The organism is Dactylosporangium sp. CA-139066 (assembly GCF_050936175.1).
Classification (GTDB): domain Bacteria; phylum Actinomycetota; class Actinomycetes; order Mycobacteriales; family Micromonosporaceae; genus Dactylosporangium.
Window position 1 is genome coordinate 7,531,726 of record NZ_JBNJNH010000001.1, and the last position, 21,849, is coordinate 7,553,574.

The window sequence follows — 21,849 nt, forward strand, 5'->3', positions numbered from 1 at the left end:
CTCTAGACAGGAGCCATTTCGTGACTATCCAGTTCGACGGCCTGCCCGTTGTCGTCATCGGCGCCGGCCCGGTCGGTCTCGCCGCCGCCGCGCACCTCACCGAACGCGGCATCCCGTTCACCGTCCTCGAGGCCGGGGACACCCCGGCCGCCGCGGTCCGGCAGTGGGGGCACGTGCGGCTGTTCTCGCCGTGGCGGTACAACATCGACGCCGCCGCCCGCCGCCTGCTCGGCGACGCCGGCTGGGTCGAACCCGACCCCGAGATCCTGCCGACCGGTGGGCAACTCGCCGCCGACTACCTGCAACCCCTCGCCGACCTGCCCGCCCTCAAGCCGCACGTCCGGTACGGGACTCGGGTCGTCGCAGTCACCCGCCTCGGCCTGGACCGGCTGCGCACCGCCGGCCGGGACACCACCCCGTTCCTGGTCCGACTCGCCAGCGGCAACGACGTCCTCGCCCGCGCGGTCATCGACGCCTCCGGCACCTGGAGCACCCCGAACGTGCTCGGCGCGTCCGGGATCCCCGCCCACGGCGAAATCGACGCTGCCACGTTTGTCGAACATGCGCTGCCCGACGTCCTCGGCGCGGACCGGGACCGGTTCGCCGGCCGCCGGACCCTCGTCGTCGGCGCCGGACATTCCGCGGCCAACACGCTGCTGTCCCTCGCCGAACTCGCCGAGCAGGTTCCCGGTACCAGCGTCGTGTGGGCGATCCGCTCCACTAGCCCGACCCGAACCTACGGCGGGGAAGCCGCCGATGCGCTGCCCGCCCGCGGCGCGCTCGGCACCCGGCTGCGCGAGCACGTCGACGCCCGCCGGATCGAGCTGATCACCGGCTTCTCCGCCGAGACCATCACACCGCAGGCCGACGGTGGCGTCGAAGTGTCCAACGGGGTCCGTGCCGTCGTCGCCGACCGGATCGTGTCCGCGACCGGGTTCCGTCCGGACCACAGCTTTGTCGGCGAACTCCGCCTCGACCTGGACCCGATCATGGGCTCGACCCGAGCCCTCGCATCGCTGATCGACCCGAACGAGCACTCCTGCGGGACCGTCCCGCCGCACGGCGTCGACGAGCTCACCCACCCCGAACCCGGCTTCTACGCCATCGGCGTCAAGAGCTACGGCCGCGCCCCGACCTTCCTGCTCGCCACCGGGTACGAGCAGGCGCGCTCCGTTGTCGCCGCGCTCGCCGGGGATTGGGCCGCCGCCCGCGACGTCCAGCTCGACCTGCCCGAGACCGGGGTCTGCAACAGCAACCCCATCATCGGCGAGGACAGCATCAGCACCGGCGGCGGCTGCTGCGGCCCAACGACCGCCGAGACCGTCACCGTGCCCGCCGGGCGTGGGCTGGCGACGGGGATCACCGGAGGGCTGCTGTCCACACCGCTGGCCCTCCTGCCCGTTGCCGCGCCGAGCTCCGACCCGGCCGGTGAGCAGGCCGGCGGCAGCTGCTGCGGCTGACCGTGCCGCCCACCACGCCAACTCCCGCGACGCCGGTGGCGGCGGAGCCGCAACTCCACCGCCACCGGCCGGTCTTCCACGGCTGGTGGATCGTCGCCGTCTTCGCGATCACCCAGACTGTCGGCTACGGGGCGCTCTACTACGCCTTCGCCGTCCTGCTCCACCCGATCGCCACCGACCTGCACACCACACCCGCCGCTGTCACCGGCGCGCTGACCACCGCGATCCTCACCTGGGCCGCCGCAGCCGTGCCGATCGGGCGGTGGCTCGACCGGCACGGCGGCCGCGCGCTCATGACCACAGGGTCCCTCGCCGGAGCGGGCCTGCTGGTTGCTTGGTCCCAGGTCCACACCGTCTGGCAGCTCTACCTGGTGTTCACCGGGCTCGGCGCGGCGATGGCGATGGCGCTCTACGACGCCGCGACCGCCGTCGTGGTCTCCTGGTTCGACCCCGCCCGCCGGGCGAAGGCGATCCTGGCGATGATCGTCGTCGCCGGGTTTGCCAGCACCATCTTCATGCCAGTCACCGGTATCCTCAACGACCGCTACGGCTGGCGCACCACCCTGCTCATCCTGGCCGCCCTCTATGCCGCCATCGCCGTGCCGCTGCACGCCCTCGTCATTCGGCGCCCACCAACGAGGCCCAACCCGGTCGGCGGGCCGACACCGGCGCGACGGCAGGCGGTCGTCCGGGCCGCCGTGCGCGACCGGCGGTTCTGGTACCTCGCCTTCGCATTCGTCGCCCATGGCGCGGCGATGAGCACCGCGACCGTTCATCTCGTCGGCTTCCTCATCAGCAAGGGACACCCGGCCACCTTCGCGGCGACGACGGCTGGACTCCTCGGCGTGCTTTCCGTCACCGGACGGCTCGTCCTCACCGGCGCCCAACGACGGCTGCGGCTATCCAGTGTGGTGGCCGGGATCTTCACGGTCCAGGCCGTCGCCGCGCTCAGCCTGCCGCTCACCGCCGGCACCCGGACTGGCGCCGTAATCGCGGTGACCGGCTTCGGTCTCGGTTTCGGCGTCGCCAGTCTCGCCGCACCAGCCCTCCTCGCAGACCGGTACGGCACCACCGCCTACGCCACGATCGCCGGAACCCTCGCTGCCCCGGTCACCCTCGCCAAAGCCGCCGCCCCGCTCGGTGCCGCCATCCTCTACTCCGCTGGCGGCGGATACACACCGGTCGTCACCGCGATCGGCGGCGCGTGCCTGATCGCCACTGCCGGTATCCTCGCCCGCGCCACAGCACCCGCGCCGGCCAACATGTCCCCCGAACTCAGCGGCCAATAGCCTGAACGACCACTGGGCGGCATCCGCAACGTGCGGCACCCATCCGCAGGCCCCGCCGCACGACGTCATCAGAACGGCGGCTCATCATCATCCGGGCCGGGTGGCTGAACCGCCAGCCGTCTCGCCCCGTACAGCGCTGCCGCCGCCTCGTACGCCACATCGAACGAGTCCTCGTCGAGCCACGGCTTCCCGGCCATATGTTTCGGCCACTGCGACTCATCGATACGCGACACCGAAATGGAATACCCGCCGCCCGGCTTGCCGACGCTGACCAGGGCGCGGTCCGTGACGACCCACTGCGGAGGACAGAACTGCACCACGCCGTTCAGCGGAACCACGCTGCCCCCGGTCGCCGATCGGTACACCAGCCCCAGCAGCTCACCCAGATCATGAAACACACGAACAGCGTCGAAGCGCCGATCCCCCGGGTACTGCCCGACCTCCACTACCGCCTCAGCCAGGCCGACCAGGAAATCCTCAGCCAACTGATCCTGCGGCCACGACAGCCGCGCCACGACGTCACCGTTGACGGCCTCCAACTGCATATCGAGGGCATCCCAAGGATCGGGCTCCTCCTGGAACTGGTCGGCGGTCGTCGGTGTCACGAACCGCAAGTGCAGGTTCGTGTGATGCACCGGCACACGGCAGCCGGGCCGGGCCGTCAAGCCCAGCTTGTCCGCCCGGACCAAAGCGGTGAACAGAGTGCCGTGCGTGGGTACCTCACCGACCTCGGCGAACATCGCCTGGTCAGCGTCGCGGGTCGCGGCGAGGCGATCCGCGACCGCCTGCGACAACTCGTCCCGAGTGCGGCGCAACTCAGCCTGCGTCTGCGAAACCTCCTCCGCCAGGGTGGCGATGCTGGCGGCCGTCTTCTCCTGCCGCTCCCCGATCTGTGCCTGCCCAGCGCTCACCTCATCCAACCGACGCTCGATGTGCCAACCCACGAGCAGCAACGGCGCGAACAACACCAACGCGGTACCGACATTGACCAGCAGTCCAGACAGCCAACCATCGCCACGAGCCGACCATGACCAAACCAGGACCCCGACACCAGTCACGAGAGCGGCCAGCAACACCCAACGGTTCCGGGCAAGCCCCAACACGCAGCAACTCCAAATGGCGCACGTGGACGTGACAGCAGATCCACAGTAGGCGAGCGCAGCAAGTCACCCAGCCCTCGGAGCGGCAGTGTCACTCACGCGCAACGATCTCGCCTCATCGAGCGCAACCTCAATGCCACGGCACACAGTCATGGCAGGCCACATGGAGCCGCCGCGTAGGGCCGGGCGATCAGCCGAGTCGTGGGATTGCCGGCCTCCGCTTCTTTACCACACCTGTCGTGATGGATAAGATCAGCGATCGAAGCTGCTGAACAGGGAATACTCCCACTCAGAGTCGGGTGACCCCAAGAGAACGTGCATCTTCGTCAGCGGCAATCCCTGGTGGTGGACCGACGCAGCTGGCCAAACAGTCCACGCGTTGTGTGCAACCGCCACGGATCGGCCGTAATGGCCGTGCGCCTCCGCGGCGTCTGGTCACCGCGGGTGGGCGCACACACCAGGGATACGTCGGGCGGGGCACCGGCCGGCCACGTGCAGCAAGCCGCGGCCCGGATGGCGGACGATCTCGCCGGAATGCCTCGCACGAATCGCTGAGGCGTACCCGGGGCGCGCCGGAGACAATGTTCGCCGTGCGCGTGCTGTTCACCGCGGTACCGATCTACGGGCATCTGCTGCCGCTGCTGCCCCTCGCCGAAGCCGTAGTCGCGGCCGGTGACGAGGCCGCCGTCGCCGTCCCGCCGTCGATGTCGCACCTGGTCGGCGACATCGCGGTATGGCCGGGCGGGCCGGAGCCGGCCGAATTGCTGGCCGAGAACGACCGGCGTACCGGCGGCGCTGACATGGCCGACCTGCGCGACATCTTCCCAGTGGCGTCGTTTTTCGCCGGCACCCGGGTGGATCTGTGCTTCGATGCGATCCTGGGCACAGCACGCGCGTTCGGCGCTGACGTCGTGGTCGCAGACGACTACGACGCGGTCGGGCCGATGGTCGCTGCTGCTCTGGGACTGCCGCTGATCCAGCACGCGATCGGGCTGCCGATCGCGCCCCCGCCGCTGGCACCGGCCATGGAAGCCCTTCTCGCGCCCCGCTACGCGCAGCGGGCCTTGGCCCGGCCCGACCGGGTGGCGCTCGTGGACCCGTGGCCGGCGGCCCTGCACGGCCCTGCATGGTCACCGCCGACCGATCGGCTGGCGATCCGGGCCTACCCCTACGCCGGACCAACCCCCGGCCGGCTGCCGGAGCCGCCACCGCCCACACCCGGGCGGCCGCGAGTCCTGGTCACCCTGGGCACCGTCCTGCTCGACCTTGGGATGCTCGACGCCCTCGTGGACGCCGTCGCCGCTCTCGGCGACGGCGACGTCCTGGGGCTCATCCCGCCGGGCTGCACCCGCCCGCTCGACGACGCCCGGGACAATGTCCGCTTCGTGAGCTTCACGCCGATGGCGCAGCTGCTCGCCACCGGCGTGACCGCAGTGGTGGCGGCGGGCGGCGCGGGCACCGTCCTGGCCGCGATGAGCCACGGCATCCCCATGGTGCTGCACCCCAAGGGCGCCGACAAACCGATGAACGGCCAGCGGGTCGCCGCCGCCGGCGCCGGCGTCGTCATCAACGACCCCGCTGAGGCCGGCGTAGCGGTCCGCACCGTGCTCACCGACCCGACATACCGAAGCGGCGCGCAACACGTCGGCGATCAGATCCGCCGTGCACCCGACGCCGGGGACGTCTGGTCCACGCTCCGCGACCGGCTCGCGTCCAGGCCGCCGACGTCCTCGACCTCGACCGCATCACCACGTTCATGAACGGCTACCGCGCGGCTGCACCGCTGTCGAACCCGGCAATCACCGCGGCGGTCAACCACTACTGGTGGCAGAAGCTGACCACCTGCTGGATCCTGGTGTTCCACTACGACCGCGGCAACGCCTCCTGCGACGACCCGTTCGACGTCGCCGAGGCCACGATCGGCTGGTGGGACCGCCAACCGCACCGCCGTGACCGCGGCGTTCACCGGCACCCTGAACCCAGCCATCGCCGCCCGAACGAGCGCATGCGCCCGCCCGGGCGCGTCGACCGGGGCGAGCTGGGCAGCGGCGGCCGCAAGACTCGGGGTGTCGTCGTACGGGCTCGCCGCCAGCACCGCCGCCCAGCGCTGCACCGCTTCGGCGTCCGCCGGAGACGCCTGCGAAAACGAGGCGATCACCCCGGAAACGCGAACACGACGGTAGCCACGGCCCGGCAACCGGCTCTCGTCCGGAGAAGGCTCCAGCACCGCCTGCAGCAAGATCTCCTCCGCACCCGCGTGACCTGCGACCGCGCGAGCCAGAACCGTGGCGATGTGGTTCCCGCGCTCGCTGCCGAGGGCGTTCGGCCACGTGCGGCGCAGCCCCCAAACCTCAAGAATCGCGGCAAGGGCACGCTGCGGCCCGAGGCTCGCCAGAATCCTCGGGCCGTTCACCCCGAACGAGCGCTCAAGGTAGCCGCTCGCAAGCTCGGCCAGCGCCGCCTCGCCCGCGCCCGCCAGATCGCCCGCGTCGAATCGGGCCGCCATCCAGTCCATCCGCAGCGCGTGGTCATAGATCGGACCGCACGGGTCGGGGAACGCGGCGAGCGACACGAGCACAACATCGGCGGTCAACGGGGTCACCCAAGCGACGGTACCCCCGAGAGCTCCGCTCCCTCGGCCGCCAGATCGACCGGAAGCACCGCCCCGGCCCGCCGGCCACCGGCGTCCCCGCAGCGAACCCCGCGCCGCCATCCCGTAGGAGCACTTTGGCCTTGGTTCGTGGGGGTGTAGACCGTTGCTCCCGCGGGACTCGGGCCAGGGCCTGGCCTGAACGGCCGGCCCTGACCCTGCGACTGCGCGGGTAGTTGCGGCGGGCCCGGTGTCCGCAGGGGGTGGGCATGGTGGCGCCGGCGGCGGGTTGGCGGGGGCTGGAAGCGGTGCGACCTTCGGCCGCGCTGTGATGTTGTACGGGGCGGCCGAGGGCCGCGCTGTGTTGCCTGACCGGCCTGCGGCCGGTGCGGCCTGTGGCCGCACCCCGACCCTCACGGGCCGGGAAACCGGTGCGGCCTACGGCCGCGCAGCCCAACCCTTTTCCGGCCACCGGGCTGCGCCGGAAGTGTGCCGGTGACGGGCAGCTCCACCAAATCCGCCACCCGCCACGCGGAAAACATCTTGGGCGGAAAAGCTGCCCAAGATCTTTTCCGCTCTGAAGGGCGCGCGTCGGATTTGGCTCCGCCGCCCGACACCGGGACGAACTGCGTTCGCCCCCGCCGGCCGGAAAAGGGCTGGACGGCAAGGCCCGCCAGGCTGCGGGGTGGTCGGCTCGCCGCACGGTCCGCACGGGGCCACGCACAGCGCCAACACACCCAGCCCGACACGGCGACGCACGGCCAGCCCGCGCACCGTCGCCGTTGGCCGGAATCGTTGCGGGGTAAAGGTTTCGGCGGAATTCAGGGATGGACAGCACCCCAGTTTGCGTGTAGAATAATAGATGTAAGGGAGGGGGAGGCAAGCCCCCGAACCGACACCACCAACCGAAAGGACCTCGGCCATGAGCTTCCACGTCCTTCCCCCGCTCGCCGGACAGAGTCCCAACCTTGACGTTCGCGTCGGGTGGGACCGCCCGCTCGGCACCTTCTTCGCCACCGTGACCGACGAGCGCGGCGGTGCGGACATCGACATCATCGCCCTCGGCGAGCAGCTGGAAGAGATCAGCGACCCGGCAGTGGTCCTGCGCGCTGTCGCACCGTACGCCGAGATCCCCGCTGGTCTGGACGCGACGCTCATCGCCGACATGGTCACAGAGGGGCAGCGCCCGCGCGCCGAGGTCGCCGCCATCGCCGCCCACTTCGGCATCTCGCTGTAACGCGGACGGCGGGGAGTGCGCCGCCAGCGCGGCACGCTCCCCGCCCACGAAAGCCCCTCGTCCGTGGTCGTGAGCCCACTCCGGCCGCGGGCGAGGCTCCATCCGAACCGGACTGTGAACATCGGGAGCCGACTCATGGCCAGTGCCGAAGCCGAACCGCGCGCCCTGCTCGAAGTGCTGTCGTTCAGCACCTCGGTGCGTATCCCCACCGATCCGAGGTGCCGCACGCGCCGGACCTTCTATTGGGACAACACCCAGCCGGACATCTCGATCACGGCCACCGCTGACAGGCAACTCGCCGCCATGGGATACCAGCGGACCACCGGTTGGGCATCCCTGTACGCCGACACGCCGGAGCACGAGCTCGGCAACATGATGGGCGAATACACCGCCGCCGTCGCCCCACTGCCGCAGTCGCACAACGCGGAGCCGGACGCCGAGTCTGCACATCACCCGCCGCGCCTGGCCCAGCACGGCGGCGAACGGCGAAGCGTACGCCACTTCGCCGCCCGCCTTGCGCGGGAGTCGTTGCTACGTAACGGTTTTCGCGAGATACGAGGTGGACGCAGCTGGGAGAAGCGTGTAGAATAATAGATGCAAGGGGAGGGGAGGCAAGCCCCTAACCGACACACCACCAACCGAAAGGACCACCGTGACGCAGTCCACCGGCACCCTGATCACGCTCAGTCTGCAGTACCTCAAGGAGGGTCAGGACATCACCGGCAACCCGTACGCCAACCTCGACGCCACCGCGGTTCGCGCATGGGACGACAGGTTCCTCCAGGTGGCAATGCAGCGAGACGACGCCGACGCGGACTGCTGGCGCATCACCGGGAGCGACGCGATGATCCCGATCGGCGCCGAGGTGGAAACGTTCGGATCCCCCGCCGAGGCCCTCGACTTCCTCGCCCACCACGGCCGATTCGCGTACCAGATCGTCGCGTCCTAGTCACCGCGAAGACGGGAGCCACGACATTGATCCAATGCGGCAGTTGCAACGGGAACCACGAGGACCCGATCGAGGCCAAACTCTGCCAGGACGCCGCCGACTACGCGGTGTACGCCGCCGGGCTGAGCGAGGACGAACGAGACGCCGACCGCCAGGCTGAACTCGCCAACGAGCGGGCGATCGAGTGGAAACACCACTGGGCAACGCTCTGACGCGGCAGCTTCACGGTCGGGCTCTCGGCGGAGTTCCGCTGACCACGCCCGACGCAGGCAGGCCCCGAACGTCCGGCCGGGCGCGGCCCGGCCGGACGCACCCCACGATGGCCAGGGAGAACCATCACAGTGAAGATCCTCCAAGAACTCGGCGAAATGGCCGACCGCGCCCGCTTCGAGCAGCAACACGCCCGGGATTTGTTTCGCGACGGCCAGGCCGGTCCGTGCACCGACGAGGCAGAGGCGTTCGCGACCGGCACCGAGATGGCGTTGCGGTGGGCCGCTGGCGGCACCCGCCATGCGCTGCCGCCCGACCTTTTCCCGCACGCGAGCACGACCGCCACGGTCTGGCCCGTGACCGGCACGCCGGCCAACACCGAGAAGCCGGAGCCCGCCACAGGCCCGCAGGACGGCTGCGGTGAGCGCACCGGCGACGGCTGGACATGCCGCCCATGGGCCTGCAGCCGACCGCGTGACTGCCTGCTCGGCGATCACAACGACCAGGCCGCCGGTACCGGCGTCGAGCAGGACCGGCACCATCCCGACGCCCGCCGCCGGGACCGCACGGACCCGACCGGCCCGGACCGGGGCACCGGATGAGCGGCCGGCCGCGCAACCCGCGCCGCGTCGCTCACGACATGATCGGCAAGCTGAAGGACGCGGCCAGATGCGCCGATTACACCTGGGCCAACCCGCCGTCGCTGCGGTGGTTCGCCGACGAGCCCGGCGGCAACGAGTACCACCACCGGGAGCCCCGCAAGCACGCCGACATCCGGCCGGACGAGTACCCGGAGAACGACCCGGAGAAGTGGCGTCAACTGGCCGAGTGGGCGCGCGTCATCAGCCGGCAAGCCGCCGCGCTGGAGGACCACGCCCACCGCGAGCAGGCCGCCGCTCACCGGCGACGGCGCGCCCGGTGAAGACCCGACGCCCCGTCTCGCAGCAGCCATGTCGACGGCAAGCGCCGTTGCCCCGAGACGCTTCGCCACGCTCTCTGAAGGGAACGCGCCATGCCGTGGCTTGCACCCGTTGTCGCCTACTACTTCGAGTCGCCAAGGGTGCGCCTCTACTGCGTGGCATGTGTCGCGGCGTTCGGCATCGACCCTGCGACGGCGGTTTGCTCGATCGCCGCCGACGAGCCACCCCACTGCGACGACCCGTGCGACGGGTGCGGCGCAGTACCGGAACCCCGCCAGCCGCCGGTTTTCGTAGAGCCAGGGGGCCGCAGGTGGCCAGCCTCCCCGAACGGCCACACCACCGATTGAGGAGCAGCGATGGGAATCCTGAACCGCAACCGTTACCGGATCGCCGAACGGGCGCAGAGACTGAGCGACGAAGCCTACCGATGCCCCGTGCCGCACCAGGCCGCAGCCGACGCGTGCCACGCCGCCGGACTGCGCCACCGCACCATCAACCACGACGGAGCCCACCCGTACGTTGCCGTCGAAGCAGACCCCGACGTCGACTACGTCACCTTCACCGCAATCGAGCCAGCCGTCTACTCGACACCGCACCTGACCGGGTGGCGGGTCTGGTATCGCCACGCCGGAGGCGTGGACATGTTCCGGCACGGCGACCCGATCAAGACCGGCGTGTGGTGCGCAACCATCGCCGAGGCAATCGAGGTTGTGTCCCGCTACCAGCGTTCGGCCTGAGGTAGTCCCGATACGAATCCAGCCGCCGCGCCGACCTCGCTCATCTTGCCGCCGACGTCGGGTGCAAGGGCACCACACGCGAGCGGTCCGAACATCGCGCTAGCGTGCCGTCCGCGGTGCGCGGAATCGTTGCATAGACGCCTCGGCCAATATCGTGTAGTATAATAGTTGCAAGGGAGGGGTTGGCACCCCGACCGAACGCCACCCAACCGAAAGGAACCCAGTGTGAGCGACATCTCGGCGGACCCGGCCACCGCGACGCGCATCGACCGTGAGACCCGGCTCGATTACCTCGCACTCGCCCTGTCCCCGCTGCTGACGGTCGACATGATCCGCACCGCGTTCACCGACGGACCGGCAGCAGCGCTGAGGCTGAGCGAGTCCACGCCGCACGACGCGCAGGCACTGCGGCGCAGGGCCGTCGCTGAACTCGCCACCGCCGACGCCCAGGGCGCGCGCATCATCGTCCCCGGCGATGGCGAGTGGCCCAACCGCCTCGACGACCTCAACGCCGACCAGCAGCCGGGCGCCCCCGCGTGCCTGTGGGTCCGCGGCGGCTACCACCTCGGCGAGATCATGGAAAAGTCCGTCGTGCTCACCGGTGCGCGTGCCGCCACCTCCTACGGGCTGCACACCGCTGGCCAATTCGCCGCAACTCTGACCGAAGCCGGATGGACGATCGCGAACGGCGGCGGCTTCGGCGCCGACTCCGCAGCGATGCGCACCGCGCTGGTCGCCTACGACCGGTCCCCGTGCGTGGTGCTGCTCGCCTCCGGTCTCAACCGGCCCTTTCCCAGCCCGCACGCGCCGTTGTTCGAGGACATGGCCGCCTTCGGCCTGCTCGTGAGCCCCTTCCCGTTCGGCACCTATCCCAACCGGGGCGCGTTCACGCGCCGCCAGGACATCCTCACCGCGATGAGCAGCGCAACCCTGATCGTCGAGTCCGTCTCCGGCAAACTGGCCCGCAGCGCGAAGGCGCTCGGCCGCCCGCTGTTCGCCGTGCCCGGCCCGGCGAACTCGGCGTACTCCGCCGGATGCCATGCCCTGATCCGTGACGGTGCCCGTCTCGTGGCCACCGCGCGGGACTTCCTGGACGACATCGCCGCCGCCTGACCGCGCCGCGGGCTGCCGACGCCACCCGGCCGCAGGCAGCCCGTCACGCCCCTTTTGGCACTTGCCCGTGCAACCGGGCGGGTGCCGCGTGCGTGCCCTTCCCCGCGCGCCGACGCCGCGCGCCCACCCAGCCGACGAAAGGCACCCGTCATGGTCACCAAGTCCGCACTGGCCGCCCGTCGTACCCGCTTCGCCGCCGCTCTCGCCCGCGGCGCCGACGGCTACGTACCGACGCCGCCCATGCTCGCCGAGATCCTCACCGGATACCCCTACAGCACCCTGTCATCCCTGCCCGACCGCGCCGTGGTCGTCGAGCCATCCGCCGGAACCGGTCCGATCGTGAGCGCCATCCTCGATCGCGCTCCGCACGTGACCGTCGTCGCCATCGAGCCCGACCCGGACCGCGTGGCCAGTTTGCGCAACCTGGCCAGCCAGCCAGGTCACCACCGCTGGACCGTCAGCGTGCACCCGACCACCTTCGAGGACTACACCGCCGAGCAGCTGCCCGGCCACGCCGATGCGGTCATCGTGAACCCGCCGTGGTCCACGCCCGGCAAACCGAATCTGTGGGTCGCGCACGTCCTGGCCGCCTGGCGGCTGCTGCGTCCTGGTGCCCGCCTGGTCGCCGTCGTCCCCTACATGATGGCCCGTCCCGACCACGTGCCCACCTGCCGCGCCGGCCGCGAACTGCGCGCGCTCGTCGACGCCCACGGCGTCGCGGACCTGGTCGATGTCGCCGACCTCGTCGGACGCGACAAGACCCGCGGATTCCCCGCGAAGGTCGCCATCCTGCGCCTGACCCGGCCCATCCCGACCCCAGACGGCCGCCCCTCGTGGCTGCTCAGCCGTGCCCCCGGCGCCCCGGTCCCCGTTCGCTACCTCGACCTCGGCCCGACCGGTGCCCAGCATGCCCCAGTGCAGCAGTACCAGCACCTGGACGGCAGCACCCGCACGCGGGTGCTGCGCTTCGCGGGCACCTGCGCAGGCTGTGACCGGCTGCTCTGGCTGCACGACGACGGCAGTGAAGACGCCTCGCTGTGGACCGCCGCATCCAGCATCGAGGCCCACGAGCACGGCTGCGAAGGCCCCACCATCGGCATGTGCCTGGAATGCGGCCACGACACACAGCGCGTGACACGCGCCCTGCGCCAGGCCCGGCCCTACTGGACCGCGCGGCCCGCCTGACGCTTCGCCCGCACCTCGGTTGCGCGGGTCGCGCACCACAGCGACCCGCGCAACCGACAAGGCGCAGGCTGGACAACGAGGCCAAATGCGTGTAAGATAATAGTCACCAGGGGGGTTGGCACTCCCCGGCAGTCCACCACCAACCGGAAGGCGGCACCACCATGAAGCACGCGGCACGCGGCGACCTCGTCATCATCCGCCGGACCGAACAGACCGACAGCGGCACCCGCGCCCACCACTTCGAGCTCGGCACCGTCGCCTCCGCCACCCGCGACGGCCTGGCCAAGACGGTCCGCAACATCACCGGCACCAACACCGCACGCCCGGTCCGCCTCGACGAGTCCGCCGCCCTGAACACGCTCGTCATCCCGGCCAGCCGGTTCTACGTGACCCCGGCGCTCGACCGCATCCGCGCCGATCGCACCGACCTGCAGAGCGGACAGGTCCCCGTCTACGACTCGCCCGCCGTGCTGCTGCGCGACCTCGCCCCCTTCCACGCCGCCGACCCGGACTGCCTCGCCGAGCTGCGCGCCGTCGCCGTCCGGCATCTCATCGAGGACCCCGACGCACGCTGCGCCACCTGCGGCGTGATCACCCACGACCACGGCAGCATCAACTACGACGACGACCGGTGCCCGTTCGTCGCCTGCGCCCCTGCCTGCCCGATCGGCGTGGACTTCACGACCAACTACCCGGTTGGCCTGAGCGTCCGTATCACCCGCGGATTCGCCGAAGGAGCCACCGCGACCATCGAGAGCGTCGGCGACGCGTACCCGCCCGACCTCGACGGCCGGACCTACTACGCCGGCCGGAGCTACTTCGTCACCCTGCCGTTCTGGGGACGGCGAGGGTTCCCCGAGCAGTTCGTGTGCCCGACCGACGAGACCGCGATCACGCGCTACGCAGTCCGCCGCGCGACATCAGTCCAGCCATAGCCGCCGACCGGCGCCGGCGAGCCCTGTTCGCCGGCGCCACGGGCCCCGGCACCTAACCGGAGCGGCCCCGCGGGGGCCGCACAGCGCCTGACTAGCCGGAGCGTCCTCCGGCCGCGCTGCCCAATCAGGCCGGCAAGCCGGCCGGCGGCCTACGGCCGCAGACCCGGCCCTGCCGGGCCGGGTCAACCACCACGGCCTACGGCCGCCACGGCTCACCCACTGCTCAACCCAGGCCCAGGCGCGCCGCGCCCCAGGCACACCAACCAACGCAGACAGGAAGCAACCGATGCTCACCACGCCCCCGCCGCCGAGACTCGCCGACGACGCATACACCATGCCGATCTCCACAACCCCTACCGTCGGCGAACTCGGCGCACACACCTTCGGCCGCACCATCACACAGCACCTCACCACCGTCCTGCGAACCCAGATCGACCCGCCGATCTACCGCGAGAACCGCCAAGACCAACGGCACCTCCCCAAAGCAGCCACCTACGAACTGACCATCACCGCACACACCGTCCTCATCACCAGCTTCGACACCAACCACCCGCTCTCCCGCACCCCACTGCGCGTGTACGCCATCGAGATCGACGACAACCGCATCCCGTTCGAGCTCACCGGCAACCACGACACCGAATGGCAGATCGCCCGCACCATCTGGCTCGCCCTCCCCACCCCACGCACCACCGCCCCCGACAACCAGCCCCCCCACCCCGAGCACGGCCACCAGCGGCCCCGCGGCGATCACCGACCCCGCCGCCTTCCGCGCCCGCGCCGACCAAGCCCTCCGCACCGGCCCCGCACGCGTCGAGCGCATCCTCACCAGCAACGACAACGAACCCGGCCAGGTCTGCATCATCGCCGACGACGGCGCCATCCTCTGGTTCCGCTACCACCCCGACACTGCCCACGCCTACGTCGGCGCCATCCAGGAACCCGGGCACCAACCTGAAATCCCCACCGGCCGCGGCTGCGACGACAACGGATTCCGCCTCGCCGGCGACCACCCTCACCTCCTCCTCGAACTCCTCGCGCTGACCCACCACGACCTCACCATCGTCCGCGGCCACCCCGGCGCCTTCATCGGCATCGGCATGCCCTAACACACGACAACCCGGGAGCCGAGATGACCAACGCGACCAACGCAGCGCCGCTCTACACGCCCGCGGCCGGCGACGCGGATCAGTACAACGAACTGGGCGAGCCGTCAAGCGACGCTGGCCCCGGCGCGGCGCCCAACAGCGACCGGAACACGTGCGCGCACGGATTCTGGGTCCAGGGCGGCATCCAGACCTGCCCGAACGGCTGCCCGCAAACCCCGATCGTTGACCGCTAAGCCTGCGCGCGACGAGATGGCCCTCACCCACTACCGCATGGGCGCCGACGGCGAACTCCGCTCCGCCACCGAACGAGCCTGGAGCGCCGCCGGCACCTGCCGGATCGCCCGCGACCGGGCCACTGCCACAGCCGAAATGCACCTCACCACCGACGGTGACGAGGTCACGCTCGCCGTCACCTGGCGCCGGGAACCTCCCGACGAAGGGCGGTACGGGACTCGATGGACCTACCACGACGCCCACGGCGGCCGGTGGTCGGTCGAGTACGGCTACGACGGCCGATGGTGGTGCCTGTTCGGCCCGGACGGCATCCCATGGGGCAGCCTGCTGCAGAACGCGATCGCCAAGTCGCTGACCGAGGCGACCGAGTACATCGCCCGGACCATCGCCCGAGCCAGGGACCTCGAGCGCTTCCAGTAGCCAACACACACGAGACCCAAAACCGCCGGCGCCCCCGTGGTATCAGGTGCGGGTCGGGCCGGTGTGCGGTTGCGGCGTTTCCGAAGGTCCTTTTGGCCTCGGTTCGTCGGGGTGTAGACCGCTGCTCCCGCGGGACTCGGGTCAGGGCCTGGCCTGAACGGCCGGCCCTAACCCTGCGACTGCGTGGATAGTTGCGGCGAAGCTGGCGGAGCGGGAAGTCCGTGCGGACCTTCGCCCACGCTGTGATGTTGTACGGGACGGCCTTCGGCCGTGCTGTAGCGGCTGGCCGGCCTCGCGGCCGGGGCGGCCAGAGGCCGCGGTCCCGACCCTGACGGGCCGGGAAACCGGTGCGGCCTACGGCCGCGCAGCCCAACCCTTTTCCGGCCACCGGGCTGCGCCGAAAGTGTGCCGGTGACGGGCAGCTCCACCAAATCCGCCACGCGGCGCGAAAAAAATCTTGGGCGAAGAGCATGCCCAAGATTTTTTTCGCGCTATTCGCGTGTCGGATTTGGCTCCGCCGCCCGTCACCAGGTCGAACTGCGTTCGCCCCCGCCGGCCGGAAAAGGGCTGGACGGCAAGGTCTGCCCTGATCGCGGGGTGGTCGGCTCCGGGCGCGGTCCGCGCCGGGTACGCACAGCGCCCGCCGCACCTGGCCGGACAGAGCGACCCACGGCCAGCCCGCTAACTGTCGCCGTTGGCGGGAGTCGTTGCGGGGTAAGGGTTTCGGCGGAATTCGGGGGTGGACGCCACGGCAAATCGCGTGTAGAATAATAGACGTAAGGGAGGGGGAGGCAAGCCCCCGAACCGACACCACCAACCGAAAGGAACCACCACCGTGACGATCACCCTCGACCGTAACGAGCAGTTCACCGCCGAACGTCGCCAGCAGATCGAGGCCGCGCGGAGCGCGCAGGCCGCATTCGACCAGCGCGTCACGGACGGCAAGCTCCGCGACCTCGGCAACGGCCGGTTCCAGGTGACCGACCCGGACAGCTGGGACAACGGTGAGATCCTGCTCCGCCAGTCCGACGGGCAGATCCTCCCGCAGCACGGTCTCGACACCACCACCGGCAAAGCCGCCCTCTACGTCGCCGGTCGCCCCGCGTGGCACGAGCTCGGCAACGTCATCCCCGAGGGCACCAACGACATCGACGAGGCCCTCAGCTACGGCGGCATCGGTTGGCTCGCGAAGAAGCGGCCGGTCACATTCACGCCCGAGGGGTCCACCGTCCCGCTGACCGTCCCGGGCCAGTTCGTCAACTACCGCGACGACACCAACGCACCGCTCGGCGTGGTCGGCAAGGTCTATCACATCGTCCAGAACCGCCAGGCGTTCGAGTTCCTGCAGGACCTCGTGTGTGACATGAGCGTCCGGTGGGAGTCCGCCGGGGCGCTGCGCGAGGGCCGGAAGGTCTTCGTCAGCATCCGCCTGCCCCAGTCGGTCGTGATCGACGCCGAGGGCATCAACGACGAAATCCGGCCGTACGTCGCGGTCATCAACAGCCATGACGGATCGTCCAACTTCGAGGCCGTCGTCACCCCGTGGCGCATCGAGTGCGGAAATACCGAACGCTTCGCCATCCGCGACGCGAAAACCCGCTGGAGCGTCCGGCACACCAAGAACGCCACCAGCCGCATCGCCGAAGCCCGCCGCACCCTGCAACTGTCGCTGAAGTACTACGACGGATGGGCCGCCGAAGAGGAGGCCCTGGCCCGCACCTCCGTCGAGATCGACGAGTTCCGGAAGGTCATCCAGGACCTGTACCCCGCGCCCGACGAGACGTCGACCCGGAAGGTACGCAACCACCAGGAGCGCCTCAACGCCCTGACCGCGAAGTGGGAGCGCAACGCCGAGAAGCTCGGCCGCACCGGCTACGCCGCCGAGCGCGCGATCACCGAATACCTCGACTGGGCCACCACGCAGCGCCCGACCGGTTCCCTCAAGGGCCGCGACCTCGCCGCTCGCGGCACCGCCATGATCGAGGGCACCAACGACGAGATGAAGAGCAAGGCGCACCGCCGCCTGCTCACCCTCGTCAACCGGTAACCGCCCGCAGGGTGGGCGCCCGACCCGGCGCCCACCCTCAACCCGGCCCCGGCCCCGGGGCGCCCCGCGCAGGCACCGGCGCGCTAGGCCGCGTCTCGCGCGCATCTAGCGCGCGATCCACGGACGTCGTCACCGCACCATCCGTGCACCCCCGGACCGCACCCGCGCGCATCGAGCGCGCGGGTGCGGGCTGCCGCACCCGTCACGTACGGCCGTCCACCACACCACCACCAGCCAGTCAGGACACCACCATGCAGCCGCCCATCCCACGCCTGCCCGACGGCAGGCGCCTGCCAACCAGCTTCACCCCCACCGACGCCGCCGAACTCATCACCGCTCTCGCCAACGCGTACGGCCTGACCTGCACCATCTACGGGCCCACCACCATCGAGGACCATCTCGCCCCCACCCGCGCCGGACACCGCCGCGAACTCACCGGCGACGAATGGGCACGCATCCGCCGCACCACCGCATGGCAGGCACTGCTACGCACCGCCAACAGCGCCGCCGGCCGCGCCGCCGCCCAGCACGCCGCCGCAGCGATCCGCCAAGCCGGCCTCGAATGCGCCAACTGCCGAACCCCGCTCACCGCACCACCGGACGAGACCTACGGCTACTGCGCCCGCTGCCTCGGCACCATCGGTCTGGTCAAACTCCAGCAACGCCCCTGCGCCCTCACCGGGACCAACGCCCCGCACGACTTCACCGACAGCCCCACCTGCCACGCCTGCGGCATGCCCGCCCCGCAACCCCGCGCGCTACCAGCCACCGAGCGCAGCAACGTCACGCCGCTACGCCGCCCCAATCCCGCAGCGTAACCCGCATGACCAGCCACAACCCGAGCCCACACCACCCGCCCGCTGCGAGGTGACACCGCATGAAACTGGCCGGCAGCCGATGGCAGGTCATCGTCTCCCCCGCCCCAACGCCGCACCCCACGCTCACTCCTCCACATCACGAACTGGTCCGCCCCACACTTCGCGCTGTGCCAAGTCTTCATGCCCGACTGGCACAACGTTCCCATCGACGAACGGCCCTTCGCCTCACCAGACACCGCAACCTGCCGCAAATGCCGCAACATCTGGCGCCACCTAAGCGAAACAGCCATCCCCGAAGCCATCCGCAACCGCGCCGACCTCGCCGAAGCCGAAGAACGCGCACGCCGCCGCGCCCGCGCACCGATCGGCCAACGTCCCCTGTTCCCCCTGCCCACCCTCACCACCCGCAGCCCCGCGCAATCCACCGCCGGACCCGCGCAGACAGACCACAGCACCGACGGAACCGTTACGCCGCAAGGCATTCCGTGAAACCCGGCGTAGACACCCCCCACCTGAGCGTGTAGAATAATATTCGCATGGGAGGGGTTGGCACCCCGAACGACACCACCAAACCGAAAGGCGACACAGCATGTCCACCATCACCATCAGCCACACACACGCCGAGGGCACCCTCATCCACGGATCCCACCCCGGCGACGGCGTGTGGGAGATCGTCCACCAGCTCGGCTGGCGCTCCAGCCAGAACATCGGCATCTACGTGCCGGGCAGCCGCGACAGGGACGTGAACCGGCCGCTCATCGCGCGCACCCGCGTCGCCCTGCAAGCGGCCGGGCGCACCGTCACGGAGGAGATCGACAACACCCCCCGCACCGCCGCCGAGCGCCGCGGCGCACTCGACGAGCGCGCCGCCGACCGCGCCGACCGCTACGACGCCCGCGCCGACCGACACACCGCCGAGGCCGACCGCCGCTACCACGCCGAACACGCCATCCTCGACGGCATCCCCACCGGCCAGCCACGACTCGCCGGCCACCACTCCTACGCCAGGCACACCCGCGACCTCGAACGCGCCGAAAACCACCGCCGCGCCGGCAGCGAGGCCGCCGACCGCGCCGAACACGCCGCCGGCCGAGCCGCCGGCGCCCGGGCGCACGCCGCCCACCGCAACGACCCCCGCGCGATCATGCGCCGCATCGACAAGCTCGAAGCCGACGTGCGCGGGTTCCAGCGGTCGCTGTCCGGCTACGTCCGCGAGCACAAGAACACCGGCGGCGACGTGATCTACCAGGAGGAGCACCCCGCCGCGACCGGCGAGCACGCCGAAGACCTGCGCCGGTGGATCGACCGCGACCGCGAGGAGATCGCACACCTGCGCGGCAAACTGGCCGCGATGGCCGCCGCCGGCACCTTCACCGCCTGGACCCCCGAAGACTTCAAGGCCGGCGACTGGGCCAACGTCGGCGGACGCTGGTGCCAGGTCGCCCGCGTCAACCGCAAATCCGTCAGCGTGCGCCGCCGCTACGACTGGCACACCGACCAGGACAAGCCGACCCCAGTCCCGTACGACGCCATCCACGGCCGCCGCCGCGACGGCCTGCAATGGGACACCCCCACGGGCGAACCGTGGCCGGTCGAGCAGGCCCGCAAAGTCGCCCGCTGGCGCGACCTGCACGCCGCCGCCGAACACGCTCACCAACACAACTACGGCACCGACGAATACCGGTCCGCACGCTGGGTCGGCATGGCGGTACGGCTCGTCCACGGCATCGACACCGACGCCCCAAACCGGGAGCTGGCCGCGATCCTCGACAGCATCCCCGCCAGCGAACACCGCGACCTGACAGTGCGCTACCTGGAGGTGTACGAGCGTCTCAGCGCAGGCGCGCTGCCACACGAGATAGCCGACAGCATCGAGATCGAACCGGGCAAGCCCGCGTGGACGTTCCCGACCGACCGGGAGACCGCCACCGCCCGCGCCGGCCGGGCCTGGCCGATGCGCGACGGAATGCCGTTCGTGGAGCCCGGAGACCTCATCGTCGGCCAGCACGACGGGGGCGGTTTCGCGGGCGGGAAACCGAGGCTGCATCAGGGATTCTGCGGCCCAGTGGCCGCCGTGTCAGACGTGCTGGACCGACGCGAGGCCGGCACCTTCGTCACCATCACACTGACCGACGGCACCGCCCACCAGTTCCGCACCGGAACATGGTTCGAGGTGCACCGCGCCGGCGCATGGGAAACCGGCCAGGCCCCCACACCGCAGACGCCCGCCGCCGAGCAGACGTTTACCGAAGACGATCGGGGCAACTGGCACCCCGTCGCCGTACCCCCGGCAGTGGTCGCCGCGGTGGCCGCCGAGCAGCTCGCCGAGGCCGCCGCCGACCCGGACGCCGCCCGACGGGACAGCGACAGGCGCGCCCGCCGGATCGAAATGTTCGCCGCGAAACTCGCCGCCGACACGTTCCGGGCGGAACCGCCCCGAACGATCGACCCGACAGACGAAACGATCGCCGCCATGCTGGCCGGCTGCGCCAAGCCGCCGACACCGGACCTGCACAACGGGATCCGGATGGTGTACCGGCGCCTGCTCGCCAACTACCAGCGCGAACAGGACACGGCCGGCGAGACGAAGGCTGAGGACCGACGCGCCGCCGCGGCAGACGCTCACGCTGAGCACGCCGCCGTGATCGAGCACGACGCCGCCGACCCGGACGCGGCCCGACGTGTCCACGACACGCGCTCCGAGGCGCCAGCCGTCCGGATCGAGCGGCACCGGGCGAGCGTCACCCAGGGCGAAGTCTCGGTGTGGCACCACGGGGAACTGCTCGGCCGGTTCGGCGACAACATCACGCTCTGCACCAGCGGCAGCAACGGCCACGACCCGCACCCGCATACCGACGGCGCCGTGTGCTTCGGCGGCTTCCACGGCCGCAATGACGCGTACTGGTCCGACGTCGCCGACCGGCACGCCGCCAAGCGGGCGGCTCCGCCGCCGAGGCCCGCAGCCGAGCGTTCGGTTCGGCACCCCCCGCTGCCAACCACGCCACCAGCCCAGCCCAGCACCGGCACCGGCACCGACCCGGTGAACGCACAGCCACAGCCGGCCGGCCGCTACGAGATCGAATACCAGCTGACCCCGCGCCCCCACGCCGTCCAGGACCCGACCGGCCGCGTCCGGGTGCTCGCCCACGGCCGCCACGGATGGGCGCACCTGGCCAACACCGAATGGGACGACGACCAGCCCACCCACCCGCAACACCCGGCGCCCACGCCCGTCGTCTCCTACCTCGCGGGTCGAGCCGACCCCGACCCACACACCTTCCGAGACGCCCGCGGCCGAGTCCGCGTCTGGGACCAGGCCCACACCCAGTACGACCGATACGGCTGGGCCGACCTGGTCGACGCGGCATGGGACGACCCGCAACCCGCCACCACGACGGCCGCCGACCAAGCCGACCAGCACACGCTGACCACCGACACCGCCGGCAATGACGTCTGCGCCCTCGACGGCGTGCCGTTCCCCTGCGCAGAAGCCTAGAAG

22 protein-coding genes are annotated in these 21,849 nt (G+C 70.8%); 20 read left to right on the forward strand and 2 right to left on the reverse strand.

What is annotated here, in order from left to right:
- Positions 1–20: 20 nt before the first annotated feature.
- Both ACQEVU_RS34550 and ACQEVU_RS34555 read left to right on the forward strand, forming a co-directional pair.
- Positions 21–1,460, forward strand: a complete 1,440-nt coding sequence (locus ACQEVU_RS34550; protein WP_433331060.1) for an FAD-dependent oxidoreductase — start codon at positions 21–23, stop codon at positions 1,458–1,460.
- A 35-nt stretch (positions 1,461–1,495) separates the two neighbouring features.
- Positions 1,496–2,749 (forward strand): MFS transporter, encoded by a 1,254-nt coding sequence (locus ACQEVU_RS34555; RefSeq protein ID WP_433331062.1) that lies wholly within the window; start codon positions 1,496–1,498, stop codon positions 2,747–2,749.
- 68 nt (positions 2,750–2,817) lie between these two features.
- On the opposite strand, the gene ACQEVU_RS34560 is transcribed toward ACQEVU_RS34555, so the two are convergent.
- Positions 2,818–3,852, reverse strand: a complete 1,035-nt coding sequence (locus ACQEVU_RS34560; protein ID WP_433331064.1) for a hypothetical protein — start codon at positions 3,850–3,852, stop codon at positions 2,818–2,820.
- Positions 3,853–4,439: 587 nt separating this feature from the next.
- On the opposite strand from ACQEVU_RS34560, the gene ACQEVU_RS34565 reads away from it, so the two are divergent.
- Entirely contained in the window at positions 4,440–5,609 is a 1,170-nt protein-coding gene (locus ACQEVU_RS34565; protein WP_433331066.1) for a glycosyltransferase, read from the forward strand.
- Here ACQEVU_RS34565 and ACQEVU_RS34570 read toward each other — a convergent pair.
- Entirely contained in the window at positions 5,501–6,451 is a 951-nt protein-coding gene (locus ACQEVU_RS34570) for a hypothetical protein (protein WP_433331068.1), read from the reverse strand. The two genes, ACQEVU_RS34565 and ACQEVU_RS34570, sit on opposite strands and share 109 nt — an antisense overlap.
- 910 nt (positions 6,452–7,361) lie before the next feature.
- Between ACQEVU_RS34570 and ACQEVU_RS34575 the strand changes: the two genes are divergently transcribed.
- The 17 genes from ACQEVU_RS34575 (at position 7,362) to ACQEVU_RS34655 (ending at position 21,846) form a co-directional block, all read left to right on the forward strand.
- Positions 7,362–7,676 (forward strand): hypothetical protein, encoded by a 315-nt coding sequence (locus tag ACQEVU_RS34575; protein WP_433331070.1) that lies wholly within the window; start codon positions 7,362–7,364, stop codon positions 7,674–7,676.
- A 135-nt stretch (positions 7,677–7,811) separates the two neighbouring features.
- Positions 7,812–8,267 carry a hypothetical protein gene (locus tag ACQEVU_RS34580; protein ID WP_433331072.1) on the forward strand — a complete coding sequence of 152 codons (456 nt, stop codon included), beginning with the start codon at positions 7,812–7,814 and terminating at the stop codon, positions 8,265–8,267.
- A gap of 61 nt (positions 8,268–8,328) precedes the next feature.
- On the forward strand, positions 8,329–8,625 hold the full coding sequence (locus ACQEVU_RS34585; protein ID WP_433331074.1) for a hypothetical protein: 297 nt from the start codon (positions 8,329–8,331) through the stop codon (positions 8,623–8,625).
- Between the two features lie 26 nt (positions 8,626–8,651).
- Positions 8,652–8,837 (forward strand): hypothetical protein, encoded by a 186-nt coding sequence (locus tag ACQEVU_RS34590; protein WP_433331076.1) that lies wholly within the window; start codon positions 8,652–8,654, stop codon positions 8,835–8,837.
- A gap of 129 nt (positions 8,838–8,966) precedes the next feature.
- Complete coding sequence (locus tag ACQEVU_RS34595; protein WP_433331078.1) at positions 8,967–9,437, forward strand: hypothetical protein; 471 nt, start codon at positions 8,967–8,969, stop codon at positions 9,435–9,437.
- 38 nt (positions 9,438–9,475) lie between these two features.
- Entirely contained in the window at positions 9,476–9,757 is a 282-nt protein-coding gene (locus ACQEVU_RS34600) for a hypothetical protein (protein WP_433331080.1), read from the forward strand.
- A gap of 354 nt (positions 9,758–10,111) precedes the next feature.
- The gene (locus ACQEVU_RS34605) at positions 10,112–10,492 is read left to right on the forward strand and encodes a hypothetical protein (RefSeq protein WP_433331082.1); all 381 of its coding nucleotides are present in this window, start codon (positions 10,112–10,114) and stop codon (positions 10,490–10,492) included.
- Positions 10,493–10,717: 225 nt separating this feature from the next.
- Positions 10,718–11,605 carry a DNA-processing protein DprA gene (locus ACQEVU_RS34610; RefSeq protein WP_433331084.1) on the forward strand — a complete coding sequence of 296 codons (888 nt, stop codon included), beginning with the start codon at positions 10,718–10,720 and terminating at the stop codon, positions 11,603–11,605.
- 150 nt (positions 11,606–11,755) lie between these two features.
- Complete coding sequence (locus tag ACQEVU_RS34615) at positions 11,756–12,790, forward strand: methyltransferase (RefSeq protein WP_433331086.1); 1,035 nt, start codon at positions 11,756–11,758, stop codon at positions 12,788–12,790.
- Between the two features lie 161 nt (positions 12,791–12,951).
- A complete protein-coding gene (locus tag ACQEVU_RS34620) occupies positions 12,952–13,725 on the forward strand; it encodes a hypothetical protein (RefSeq protein WP_433331088.1) in 774 nt (257 codons plus the stop codon).
- Positions 13,726–14,011: 286 nt separating this feature from the next.
- Complete coding sequence (locus ACQEVU_RS34625) at positions 14,012–14,680, forward strand: hypothetical protein (RefSeq protein WP_433331090.1); 669 nt, start codon at positions 14,012–14,014, stop codon at positions 14,678–14,680.
- Positions 14,681–14,854: 174 nt separating this feature from the next.
- Entirely contained in the window at positions 14,855–15,064 is a 210-nt protein-coding gene (locus ACQEVU_RS34630) for a hypothetical protein (protein ID WP_433331092.1), read from the forward strand.
- Positions 15,054–15,485 (forward strand): hypothetical protein, encoded by a 432-nt coding sequence (locus tag ACQEVU_RS34635; protein ID WP_433331093.1) that lies wholly within the window; start codon positions 15,054–15,056, stop codon positions 15,483–15,485. Before ACQEVU_RS34630 ends, ACQEVU_RS34635 begins: the two co-directional genes overlap by 11 nt.
- A gap of 835 nt (positions 15,486–16,320) precedes the next feature.
- Positions 16,321–17,532, forward strand: a complete 1,212-nt coding sequence (locus ACQEVU_RS34640) for a DUF932 domain-containing protein (RefSeq protein WP_433331095.1) — start codon at positions 16,321–16,323, stop codon at positions 17,530–17,532.
- 251 nt (positions 17,533–17,783) lie between these two features.
- A complete protein-coding gene (locus ACQEVU_RS34645) occupies positions 17,784–18,350 on the forward strand; it encodes a hypothetical protein (RefSeq protein ID WP_433331097.1) in 567 nt (188 codons plus the stop codon).
- A gap of 180 nt (positions 18,351–18,530) precedes the next feature.
- Entirely contained in the window at positions 18,531–18,839 is a 309-nt protein-coding gene (locus ACQEVU_RS34650; protein ID WP_433331099.1) for a hypothetical protein, read from the forward strand.
- Positions 18,840–18,939: 100 nt separating this feature from the next.
- The gene (locus tag ACQEVU_RS34655) at positions 18,940–21,846 is read left to right on the forward strand and encodes a DUF3560 domain-containing protein (RefSeq protein WP_433331101.1); all 2,907 of its coding nucleotides are present in this window, start codon (positions 18,940–18,942) and stop codon (positions 21,844–21,846) included.
- Positions 21,847–21,849: the final 3 nt, after the last annotated feature.